This is a genomic window from Streptosporangium sp. NPDC000563, from assembly GCF_040299985.1.
Classification (GTDB): Bacteria; Actinomycetota; Actinomycetes; order Streptosporangiales; family Streptosporangiaceae; genus Streptosporangium.
Window position 1 is genome coordinate 509984 of the sequence record NZ_JBEPDA010000002.1, and the last position, 11432, is coordinate 521415.

8 protein-coding genes and 1 pseudogene are annotated in these 11432 nt (G+C 67.9%); 2 read left to right on the plus strand and 7 right to left on the minus strand.

Annotated features, from left to right (window positions below; genetic code table 11):
* Window positions 1–74: 74 nt before the first annotated feature.
* On the minus strand, window positions 75–1334 hold the full coding sequence (locus ABT352_RS10670; protein WP_350944222.1) for a nucleotide sugar dehydrogenase: 1260 nt from the start codon (window positions 1332–1334) through the stop codon (window positions 75–77).
* A 644-nt stretch (window positions 1335–1978) separates the two neighbouring features.
* Here ABT352_RS10670 and ABT352_RS10675 point away from each other — a divergent pair.
* Window positions 1979–4078: a DUF4082 domain-containing protein gene (locus ABT352_RS10675; protein WP_350944224.1), complete on the plus strand. Its 2100-nt coding sequence runs from the start codon at window positions 1979–1981 to the stop codon at window positions 4076–4078.
* Between the two features lie 44 nt (window positions 4079–4122).
* Here ABT352_RS10675 and rfbB read toward each other — a convergent pair whose 3' ends face one another.
* The 3 genes from rfbB to ABT352_RS10690 form a co-directional block, all read right to left on the minus strand.
* Complete coding sequence (rfbB, locus tag ABT352_RS10680; RefSeq protein WP_350944225.1) at window positions 4123–5100, minus strand: dTDP-glucose 4,6-dehydratase; 978 nt, start codon at window positions 5098–5100, stop codon at window positions 4123–4125.
* Entirely contained in the window at window positions 5097–6164 is a 1068-nt protein-coding gene (locus ABT352_RS10685) for a glucose-1-phosphate thymidylyltransferase (protein WP_350944226.1), read from the minus strand. Before ABT352_RS10685 ends, rfbB begins: the two co-directional genes overlap by 4 nt.
* A 133-nt stretch (window positions 6165–6297) precedes the next feature.
* Window positions 6298–6762, minus strand: coding sequence for a GtrA family protein (locus tag ABT352_RS10690; protein ID WP_350944228.1), 465 nt, complete (start codon window positions 6760–6762; stop codon window positions 6298–6300).
* Between the two features lie 80 nt (window positions 6763–6842).
* Here ABT352_RS10690 and ABT352_RS10695 point away from each other — a divergent pair, with 80 nt between their 5' ends.
* A complete protein-coding gene (locus ABT352_RS10695) occupies window positions 6843–7847 on the plus strand; it encodes a glycosyltransferase family 2 protein (RefSeq protein ID WP_350944230.1) in 1005 nt (334 codons plus the stop codon).
* A gap of 31 nt (window positions 7848–7878) precedes the next feature.
* On the opposite strand, the pseudogene ABT352_RS10700 reads toward ABT352_RS10695, so the two are convergent.
* From ABT352_RS10700 to ABT352_RS10710, 3 genes and pseudogenes are all read right to left on the minus strand, one after another.
* Window positions 7879–8589, minus strand: a pseudogene (locus ABT352_RS10700) (GNAT family N-acetyltransferase); the annotation flags it as partial.
* On the minus strand, window positions 8589–9743 hold the full coding sequence (rffA, locus tag ABT352_RS10705; RefSeq protein ID WP_350944231.1) for a dTDP-4-amino-4,6-dideoxygalactose transaminase: 1155 nt from the start codon (window positions 9741–9743) through the stop codon (window positions 8589–8591). The pseudogene ABT352_RS10700 and the gene rffA, both read right to left, overlap by 1 nt.
* 79 nt (window positions 9744–9822) lie before the next feature.
* On the minus strand, window positions 9823–11432 hold a 1610-nt coding region (locus tag ABT352_RS10710; protein WP_350944233.1), incomplete at its 5' end, for a hypothetical protein.

Below are 11432 nucleotides of genomic sequence, written 5' to 3' on the forward strand. Positions count from 1 at the left end.
GCGTGGGGCGTCCCGGCGGCCTCCGCCGGGACGCCGGGACGCCCCACGGCGCGAGGTCACGGTCTCTCCTGAGGTCACAGCCTCTCGACGTTCGGCCCCCGGCAGCGGTTGCGGGTGTCGAAGACGAGGGCGCTCGCCCGCTGGACGAGCTCGTAGTCGAAGCAGTCGTGGTCGGTGAGGACCACCACCGCGTCCGCCGCCGCCAGCTCCCGCTCCGAGAACGCGACGACCTCGATCCCCTGCGGCAGCAGGAAGCAGTCCACGTGCGGGTCGGCGGCCCGCACGTCCGCGCCCAGCTTGCGAAGACCCCTCACCACGTCGATCGCCGGTGACTCTCGGCAGTCTCCGGCGTTCTTCTTGTACGCGAGGCCGAGCGCGAGCACCCGGCTGCCGTTGACCGGCTTGCGCAACCGGTTCAGCGCGAGTCCGATCCGGTGCACGACGTGGTCGGGCATGTGGTCGTTGATGTCGTTGGCCAGTTCCACGAACTGGAAGTTGTGCCCCAGACTGCGCTTGACCTTCCACGACAGGTACGACGGGTCGATCGGCAGGCAGTGCCCGCCGACGCCGGGACCGGGGGTGAAGCGCATGTAGCCGAACGGCTTGGTGGCGGCTGCGTCGATGGCCTCCCAGACGTCGATGCCGAGCTGTTGCGCGAAGATCGACAGTTCGTTCACCAAGGCGATGTTGACGTGCCTGAAGGTGTTCTCCAGGAGCTTGCACAGCTCGGCCACCTGCGGCGAGGAGACCGGGACCACCTCGTCCACCATCCTCGCGTAGAACGCCTCGATCCTCTTCAGCGACGCCTCGTCGATCCCGGAGACGACCTTCGGCGTGTTCCCCAGGCGCCAGTGCGCGTTGCCCGGGTCGATCCGCTCGGGGCTGTAGCCCAGATGGAAGTCCTGTGGTGCCCGCAGCCCCGAGCCCTCCTCCAGCAGCGGCAGCAGATACTCCTCGGTGGTCCCCGGATAGGTGGTGGACTCCAGGACCACCGCGGCGCCCCGCCGCAGCAGCGGGGCGAGCGACTCCCCTGCCGCGCCGATGTGGCGCAGGTCGGGAACGCCCTCGCGGAGCGGGGTCGGCACGGTCACCACACAGACGTCGAACCCTTCTGCGGCGGCGTAGTCGGCGGTGGCCAGGTATCGGCCGGACCGGTGGGCCAGGGACAGCGTCTCGTCATCGATGTCCTCGACATAGGACTCGGCGGCGTTGAGGCGCTTGACCCTCCACTCGTCCACATCGATTCCCACGACGTCGAAGCCCGCCCTGACGGCCCCCATCGCAAGTGGCAGACCCACATACCCCTGGCCGATCACAACCAGTTTCTCTTTCACGGCAGAACCCCCGTCGATTCGGGACAAGACACAATCCCGACTGTAAGAGCCCGCTTTCCCGCACCGCTGATTCCGCCATCGTCCGGGCGTGTCGCCCAGGGCCCGGGGCCGCTCAAGCTCTGCACACGAGACCGGACCAACCACCAACAAAGAAACCAAGACCTCTAAACACTGCACAATCACTTCAAATACACTTTTATATATTTTGTACATATATTGCAGGCCACCAACAAAAGAGACGAGCGGAAACCGAGGCGAAGGCAGGTCGCCCCTCACCCACCCAAAAGCCCTCCCCGAACAGCATCAATGCCGATTTAACACCAAAAAATCAGCAATACCCGAAAGTATTATTGAGTAATTTTTCCATCAGCCTCACACCAACATGCACCCTTCCCCGCCACACGGGAACCCGCGCACGCCGACCTTCACGGCAGAGTCGTCAGCGTGTCACGTGACACCTTTCAGCGGCGTAACGATAATCCGAAAATTTCCCTTGACATCCACCTCCGGTCACTTCCTGTAATCAATGCAATAAACCACAAGAAGCTCGACAAAAAATCTCATTTTTCATTCATGACAGATCGCAGGCGACGGACAGCACCGGACGTCTGACGGATCACGAGATCAGTGAGGAGTTGTGTCGCATGTCCAAAACCGTTCGCGACGCGCTCGACCAGATGGTCGACATGACCGCGACCATGATCGATACCAGAGTGGCCCGGAGCAGACCGCTCTTCCTGCTCCGCCCGCGAGGTTCCGCCGGCCGCGTCCTGCTGAAGGCGGCCATGGCGTCCTTCCTCGCGATGGGCGCGGTCGTCGGCACCCCCGGCGGCGCGAGCGCGGCCGCTCCGGTGAACATCGGCAACGCCGCGCCGTTCGGAGTGCTGGCCGGGGCCGCGGTCACCAACGTGAACCTCACGACGGTCACCGGCAATCTGGGGGTGAGCCCGGGAACCACGGTGACCGGCTTTCCACCCGGCACGGTCTCCGGTTCCAAGCAGATAGGGAACGCCGCCGCGGCGCTGGCCATGGCCGACGCGGTCAGCGCCTACAACGACGCCGCCGGGCGCACGCCCGACGCCACGGTGGCCGCCCAGTTGGGCGGGACGACCAAGGGGCCGGGTGTCTACAACTCCGTCAGCGGGGGGTTCTCGATCAGCGGAACCCTCACCCTCGACGCACAGGGCGACCCGAACGCCGTCTTCATCTTCCAGGCGTCCACTCTCGACGTGGCGAACGTCGGCAACATCAACCTCCAGCGCGGAGCCCAGGCCAACAATCTCTTCTGGCAGATCAGCGGCTCGGCGACACTGGGCACGTACTGCACCTTCCGCGGCAATCTCCTCGCGCAGAACTCGGTCACGGTCGGTAGCGGCGCCAACGTCAACGGCCGAGTCTTCGCGCTCAACAACACGGTCGCCATCCAGGGGACCGGCAGCCTGCCGTACACCCGCCTCACCGTGCCGAACGATCCGCCGACCACCACCACCCTCACCTCCTCCCTCAACCCCGCGTGGAGAGGGGACCCGGTCGTCCTGACCGCGACGGTGAACGCGGTCAGCGGCACCGTCGTGCCCGCCGGCGAGGTGGTCTTCAAGGACGGCTCGACGGTCCTCGGCTCGGCCTTCCAGACCGATGGCATCCCCGCCACCATCACGGTCTCCGACCTCTCCGGGGGAAATCACCCGATCGTCGCCGTCTATCTCGGGGGGGACACCTTCGACCACGAGGCTCTGATCCACTTCGCGCCGAGCACGTCACCACCCGTCAACCAGAGCATCTCCGACAGTCTGTGGAACAGTGCGGGGGTCCCCGCCGTTCCCGCGCAGTCCGACCCTCAGGGGGTCGTCCTCGGCGTCAAGTTCCAGGCGGCCAAGAGCGGGACCGCGATCGGCGTCCGGTTCTACAAGGGGGCGCAGAACACCGGCACCCACATCGGCAGCCTGTGGACGAGCAACGGCACCCTCCTGGCCAGCACCACCTTCACCGGCGAGACCGCCAGCGGCTGGCAGCAGGCCAACTTCTCGACACCGGTGGTGCTCACCGCCGGAACCACCTACGTCGTCTCGTACTACGCTCCGGCCGGCAACTACGCGACGACCCGCCCCTACTTCACCTCCCAGTACGTCAACGGCCTGCTCACCGCCCTGGCCGACGGCGCCTCGGGCGGCAACGGCGTCTACACCTACAGCGCGAGCAACGTCTTCCCGACGAACACCTACCAGGCGACGAACTACTGGGTCGACGTCGTGTTCGTCCCGACGGACAGCCTGTGGGACAGGGTGCCGGTTCCCAGCGTCCCTTCGCAGTCCGACCCGCAGGGGGTCGTCCTCGGCGTCAAGTTCAAGGCGGCGACCAACGGGAAGGTGAGCGGGATCCGGTTCTACAAGGGGCCGCAGAACACCGGCACCCACACCGCCAGCCTGTGGGGGATCGACGGCACACTCCTGGCCAGCGCCGTGTTCTCAAACGAGACCGCCACCGGCTGGCAGCAGGTGAACTTCTCACAGCCCGTCGACGTCACCGGCGGCACCACCTACGTCGCGTCCTACCACACCACATCCGGCAACTACTCGACGGACCGCCCGTACTTCACCTCCCAGTACGTCAACGGCGCCCTCACCGCCCTGGCCGACGGTGCCTCGGGCGGCAACGGCGTCTACACCTACAGCGCGAGCAACGTCTTCCCGACGAGCACCTACCAGGCGACGAACTACTGGGTCGACCTGATCTTCCACAGCTGACACGATGTTCGTGTGACCGGTGCCCCCGCGGCACGGGTCCGGTGTCAGGGCGTCCGCTCCTTGAGCGGACGCCACCACCGCTGGTTGTCCCGATACCACCGGATCACCTCGGCCAGGCCGTCGCCGAAGTCCTTGCGGGGCTCGTAGCCGATGGCCCGGATCTTCGTCCAGTCGACGCAGTAGCGGCGGTCGTGCCCGAGCCGGTCGGCCACCGGCTCGACCGCCTCCCAGCCCGTGCCGAGCGCGGCCAGCAGCCGCTCGGTCAGCTCCCGGTTGGTCAGCTCGACGCCGCCGCCGATGTTGTAGACCTCGCCGGGCGCGCCCTTCCTCAGCACCGTCTGGATGCCTCTGCAGTGGTCGTCGACGTGCAGCCAGTCGCGCACGTTGAGCCCGTCACCGTAGAGCGGGACCTTCTCACCGTCGAGGAGGTTGGTGACGAAGAGCGGTATCAGCTTCTCGGGGTGCTGGTAGGGGCCGTAGTTGTTGGAACAGCGGGTCACCCGGACGTCGAGCCCGTGGGTGCGGTGGTAGGCGCGGCAAAGCATGTCGCCACCCGCCTTCGCCGCCGAGTAGGGCGAGTTCGGCAGCAACGGTTCGCTCTCGCTCCAGGCCCCCTCCTCGATAGAGCCGTACACCTCGTCGGTGGAGACCTGAAGGAACGTGCGGACTCCGCCCTCCAGCGCGGCCTGGAGAAGTCTCTGGGTCCCCAGCACGTTCGTCGTCACGAAGTCGCCCGCGCCCGCGATGGACCGGTCGACGTGGCTCTCCGCCGCGAAGTTCACGACCACGTCGTGGCCGGGAACGACGTCCGCGAGAAGCCGCGCGTCGGTGATGTCGCCCCGCACGAACGCGTAACCGGGGTGGCCGTCGAGGGGGGCGAGGTTGGCGAGGTTGCCCGCGTAGGTGAGCTTGTCCAGGACGGTGACCCGCGTGTCCTCGCAGCCGGGCCAGGAGCCGAGCAGCAGGGACCTGGCGTAGTGGGACCCGATGAACCCGGCTCCGCCGGTGACGAGGACTCTCATGCGCGCACCTGGATCCTGCTGTGGTCGCCCACCATGAGCTCGTGGGTGTTGGAGACGCCGACCGCGCGGCTGACCTCGACGCCGCGCCCGATCAGGGAGTGCGCGATACGCGAGACGCCCTGCACAGAGGAACCGTCGAGCACGATGGAGTATTCGATCTCGGCGCCGCCGACCAGGCAGCCGGAGCCGATCGAGGTGAAGGGGCCGACGTAGGAGGAGAGGATCTTGGTGTCCGCGCCGATCACGATCGGACCGCGAAGGACCGAGTTCTCCACCACCGCGCCCGGCTCGACGACGACCCGCCCGGTGACCTCACTCAGGTCGTCCACGGTGCCCCTGATGTCGGGCTCGACACGTTCGAGGACGATGCGGTTGCACTCCAGCATGTCCTGGAGGCGCCCGGTGTCCTTCCAGTAGCCGCTCACAAGGTGCGAGTGGACGCGGAAGCCGTTGTCGAGGAGCCACGCGACGGCGTCCGTGATCTCCAGCTCGCCGCGCGCCGACGGGGTGATCGCCCGGACCGCCTCGTGAACGGCTGGGGAGAAGATGTAGACCCCGACGATCGCGAGGTCGCTGCGCGGGTGCTCCGGCTTCTCCTCCAGCCCGAGGATCTCGCCTTCCGGCCCTATCTCGGCCACTCCGTAGAACTGCGGTTCGGCGACCCTGGTGAGCAGGATCTGCGCGTCGTGGTCGGCCAGGCGGAAGGCGTCCACCAGATCGGTGATGCCGTCCACCAGGAAGTTGTCCCCCAGATACATCACGAACGGCTCGTCGGCGAGGAACTCCCCGGCGATCAGAACGCAGTGCGCCAGCCCGAGGGGAGCCTCCTGGGCGATGTACGTGACGTCCAGCCCGAACCGCGAGCCGTCGCCCACGGCGTCCCGGATCTCGCGGCCCGTGTCGCCGACGACGATGCCCACGTCGGTGATGCCGGCCTGCCGGATCGCCTCAAGCCCGTAATAGAGCACCGGCTTGTTGGCGACCGGGACCAGTTGTTTCGCCGAGGTATGGGTAAGCGGGCGCAACCTCGTTCCCTTACCGCCCGCCAGAACGAGTGCCTTCAACGCTCTTCGAGTCCTTCCGCGAAGAACACATGGCCGTGCGGCCACATGTCCGCCCGACTTTACCGGAACCCGAAATCGACGCCTCTTCACCGGCTCACACCTTTACTGAAGAGCGTACGGCGTTTTGTCGATTTCACACTTTTCCTCGGTCACGGAACACCCACGCCCGGTTTATCGCGTAACTCAGCGGCGGGCTCGTCAGTATCACCATCCCCTGGGCCACCATGATCGGAACCCCGGCGAGTTCCACCAGAAGCGGGACCCCGACGACGGACGCCGCGAGGAAGCTCAGCCCGACCACGTAGAACCGCAGGTAGCCCGCCGGCCAGGAATACCCGGAGTCGCGGAAGACCACCAGCCTGTACCAGGGGTAGACGATCACCACGGTGATCAGGTGGCTGACCACGACCAGGAAAAGATAGGGAACGCCATCTTCAAAGGCCAGCAATCCTAAGCCGAGGAGAACGTAATAGACCATAGCCGTCATGGCGCCGGCGAACAGATATGTGATGCGGTGGCCACCAAAGGCCGAGATCACAGCCGGCCGCCCGAAACGCGGGTTATTGTCACGGACGGTTCCACCTTCGACTTCAACCATGTGACGGCCGCTCCGGATCGTGGTCAGACATTGGGATGAAACAGGATTGTAGTGGGCGACAAGAAATAATCGGGGGATCAATGTCGGTGTCGGTGGTTATTCCGTGTTACCGCTCAGCGCGGACCCTTCCGGCGCTGGTGGACAGGCTCATGCCGGTCCTTCACGGCCTGGCCGTCCGGCACGAGGTGATCCTCGTCGTCGACGGAAGCCCGGACGACACGTGGGAGACCGCCGCGGAGCTGGCCCGCCGGGTCGACGCCGTCCGGGCGATCCGCCTGTCCCGTAACTACGGGCAGCACAACGCGCTGGTCGCCGGCATCAGGGAGGCGGCGTTCGAAGTCGTCGTCACCATGGACGACGACCTGCAACATCCCCCCGAGCAGATCCCCCTCCTCCTGGCCGCGCTCGAAGGCGACCGCCTCGACCTGGTGTACGGCGTCCCGCACGACGAGGAGCACGGGTTCCTGCGGAGTCTCGCGTCCCGGTCGGTCAAGGCCGCCATGGCCGGCGCGCTGGGCATCCGCACCGCGCGTACGATCAGCGCCTTCCGGGCCCTGCGCACGCACATGCGCGACGGGTTCGAGGGCCTGTCGGGACCGCACGCGTCGGTCGACGTGGCCCTGTCATGGGCCACCACGCAGGTGGGCTCCGTCGGCGTGCACATGAACGAGCGCGACCACGGGCGATCGAACTACACGCCGCGCCTGCTGGTCGGGCACGCGATGAACATGCTCCTCGGTTACAGCACCGCTCCGCTCCGCGCGGCGAGCTACCTCGGATTCCTCGTCGGTGTGATCGGCCTGCTGCTGGGGGGCGCCGTCCTGTGGCGTTTCGCCGCGGGCGACACCACGGTGGCCGGGTTCACCACCGTCGCCTCGATGGTCGCGCTCTTCTCATCCGCCCAGCTGTTGTCCATCGGAGTCCTCGGTGAGTACATCGGCCGCATTCACGGAAACGGCATGGGCCGTCCGACGTACGTGGTGCGCGAGCGCGTCGGGTCGTCCGCCGCCGATCTTCCCCGGCGGCCCGGCGGTCCTGGCGTTCACGCACGCGCAGGAGCCGGCTCCGGACCAGATGAACGGTGAGGAGGGTCTGGACGGGCTCGAATCCGTACCTCGCCCATGCCCTCTGCACCCGCGTGTTGTGTCCCTGGGTGGAGATGACGACCTCCGCCGCGCCACGCGCCAGCGCGCGGTCCTCGACGGCCCTGAGCAGGTGGGCGTAGAGACCACGCCCCTGTGAGCCGGAGACCACTCCGGCCAGGAGGATCTCCGTCCGGGGACCGTCCTGCTCCAGCGTGGCCAGCCCCAGCGGGCGGGGCGCCTCCACTCCGGCGCCTCGATCCTCCAGTGTCAGGCACTCCCCCTCCGCGGACGACCTCAGCGCCCATTCCCGGTAGCCCGCCAGGGCCTCGGCCGCGTCGAACAGCGGATTGGCCAGATAGTGGTTCCCGTACACGCCGAAGATGTCGGATACCAGTGCCTCCACCGCGGCGGGACCGGCCGGCTCCGACGTTCGCAGCCCGGGTGACGGAGCAGGCCCGCGTCCCTCTCCCGCGTGCAGGCGCCAGTACACGAGGGAGTCCGCGAACACGGCGGTCCGGCCGAGCGCGGCCAGCTTCGCGAACCAGCCGACGTGTTCCGCCGGGTACCGGAGCACGACGACGTCCGCGACCGACCCCAGGAGTGCCTCACGGACCGCGGAGAACGGCGCCCCGGACTCCACGGGGACGGTGAGACGCTCCACGGAACATCCGAACCTGGCCGATTCCAGCGGCGACTCCACGGCCCGTACGGCCCGCGCCTCGATCACGTCGCGCCAGGCCATCAGCTCACCTCGTAGGACCGGACGGCGTCGATCACTCGTGCCACGCCGGTCTCGTCCAGGTCGGCGTAGAGCGGCAGCCGCACGAGGCGGTCGGCGACCCTCTCCGCGACCGGGCAACCCCCCGGGGCCACTCGACCGAACCTCACCCCCGCGGGCGCGGCGTGCAGGGGCTGGTAGTGGAACGTCGCCTGCACGCCTTCCCCCCGGAGATGGTCGATGAAGGCCCGGCGGTTCTCCAGATCCGGGAACAGCAGGTAGTACAGGTGCGCCGGATGCGCGCAGCCGTCGGGGATCGTCGGCCGGGAGATCCCGTTCCCCCTCGCCCAGTCCGCCAGTTCCTCGTGGTACCGGTGCCAGACGGCGTGGCGCCGGAACTGGATCTCGTGGAACGACTCCAGCTGCGAGGTCAGCTGTGAGGCCAGGACGTCGGACAGCAGGTAGCTGGAGCCGATGTCGACCCATCGGTACTTGTCGACCTGACCGCGGAAGAACCGGCTGCGGTCGCTGCCCTTCTCCCGGATGACCTCGGCACGCGCGACGAGACCCGCGTCGTTCAGCAGCAGCGCGCCGCCCTCCCCGCACTGCACGTTCTTCGTCTCGTGGAAGCTCTGCGCGGCCATGCTGCCGAACGATCCGAGCGGCCGGCCTCGATAGGATCCGCCCAGGCCGTGGGCGTTGTCCTCGATGAGGGTGAGGCCATGCCGGTCGCAGAGTTCGGCGATCTCCTCCATCGCGCACGCGATGCCCGCGTAGTGGACGACCACGACGGCCCGCGTGCGATCGGTGATCGCCGCTTCGATCAGCCGCTCGTCCACGTTGAGGGTGTCGGGCCTGCAGTCGACGAAGACCGGGACCGCCCCGCGCAGCGCATAGGCGTTGGCCGTCGACGTGAAGGTGAACGACGGCATGATCACCTCGTCGTCGGCCCGGAGATCCAGGAGGATCGCCGACATCTCCAGCGCGTGCGTGCAGGAGGTGGTCAGCAGCACCTGGCCCGCCCCGGTGATCTTTCCGAGGATCTCCGCGGCCCGCCGGGTGAACGGCCCGTCTCCGCAGGTGGATCGTCGGCGCACGGCCTCCCCCAGGTAGTCCAGCTCGTTCACCGAGATGTGCGTCCTGTTGAAGGGGATCGTCTTCAGGTCGGTTGCGTTCACGGCCGAAGTGAACAACGAAAGGACCGGCCGACACGCGTCGCGCCGTCGTTACTTGGCGATCCATTACGCAAGTCTTAGGTCACGCCGATCCGTCCGGAATCCGGTAGACGGCGCAGTCGCCGGAGCGGAACCGCAGTTCGGCGAAGTCCCCGATCCTGGAGGTCCGGCCGGTGCGGCGCTCGTCGGCGAAGAGCCAGCGCACCCCGTAGCGCTCGCGCAGCCGCCCGATCGTGGCCGCCGAGGGGGCCTGGAAGGCGGCGTCGTTGAGGGCGAGCCGCTCGCCGTCCCAGAACGGCAGGCGCTCCGGCAGGGACCCCGGCCGCCAGCGGCTCATGTTCGCCGCGGTGTAGGTCCATCCCTCGACCAGCACCCGCCGCTCCGACAGGGCGGCCACCCAGAACTGGCGGCTGTCGCACGGGTTCTCGTACCCCCAGCGGCAGTGCGCGTTCGTGGCGACCAGGTCGTCCGGATCCGAGTGGGCGCGCAGCCACCGGCCCGCCTCCAGGGCACCCTCGGGAACCGCCTGAACCGCCACCGGCGGGACCTCCCCGAACGTCCGGGCCACCGGGACGCTCTCCGCACCCGGGAGAACGCGCGTGAACCAGGCCGCGGGCGGCCCGACCGCCGCGAACGCGACAAGCATGAAGGCCCAGGCCCGCAGGCCGCCACGCCCGGTCCCCATCAGGGCGACGGCCACCAGCACGACGACGGCCAGGAGCGCGGCGTAGGGCAGGTACAGCACGGTGTCCGGCCGGCCAGGGGGCAGGGGGGTCCTGACGTCGCACAGCATGCGGATCAGGTAGGCCGTCATCACACCGGCGCCGACCGCGTACGCGATCGTCCTGAGCGGCATCCGTGCCCGTCGCACGATGACGGAGAGCCCGTAGGCCGCGACGATCATCATGTAGGGATAGCAGGCCCCGAAGAAGTAGAGCTGGCCGAGGTGAGGGTGCCCGAGCAGGAGCACGGCGGCGACACACGCGGCGCCCATGCCGAGCAGGAGGACCACCGCCGGTCGCAGGAGCAGCCTCGGCCTGCACAGCAGCCCGAGGATCCCGCACCATGCGACGGCCAGGCACAACGCGTACAGCACCGTGACACCGAGCACCGAGAACGGCGGCGGCTCGGCCGCGCCGACGTGGCCGGTCAGCTCTCCCCAGGCCCGGCGCAGCAGGGAGAGGGGGTCGACCATCGTCCCCTGACTCGCACCGCCGAACAGTACTACCTGCGCGAAGAGAGAGCACGCCACCGTCATCCCGAGCGCGACGAGCGCGGGCCGGTGTATCCGGCGCCGCCTGATCACCTCGACCCCGACGACGGCGGCCAGTCCCGCGGCGAGCGGAGGAAGGTGGATGGCCTTGGCTCCCATGACCGCCACCATGAACACGCCGAGCAGGAGCCATCTGCCGACGTCACGTCTGCGTCCTTCGTCACGCCTGCGTCCTTCGAGGAGGTCGACGAGCAGCAGGACGACCGGGGCGAACAGCAGTGCCCCGAAGGTCTGGGTGGGGCCTGTCCAGGACTGGAAACCTCTCCAGGTGAACATCCCGAGGTTCACCCCCAGGTAGAGGTTCGGAGCGGTCATGAACACGGTGCCCGTGATGGCGAGGAGTGTGGCGGGGTGGGAGCGGGTGAGGCGGTGGGTGATCATGGCCAGGAGGATGGTCAGGGTGAACATCATGGGGAGCA

What these genes read in the sequence shown, in the direction of transcription:
- ABT352_RS10675 (WP_350944224.1), top strand. Translation starts at nt 1,979, where the DNA reads ATGTCCAAAACCGTTCGCGACGCGCTCGACCAGATGGTCGACATGACC.
- rfbB (WP_350944225.1), bottom strand. Translation starts at nt 5,100, where the DNA reads ATGAGAGTCCTCGTCACCGGCGGAGCCGGGTTCATCGGGTCCCACTAC.
- ABT352_RS10690 (WP_350944228.1), bottom strand. Translation starts at nt 6,762, where the DNA reads ATGGTTGAAGTCGAAGGTGGAACCGTCCGTGACAATAACCCGCGTTTC.
- ABT352_RS10695 (WP_350944230.1), top strand. Translation starts at nt 6,843, where the DNA reads ATGTCGGTGTCGGTGGTTATTCCGTGTTACCGCTCAGCGCGGACCCTT.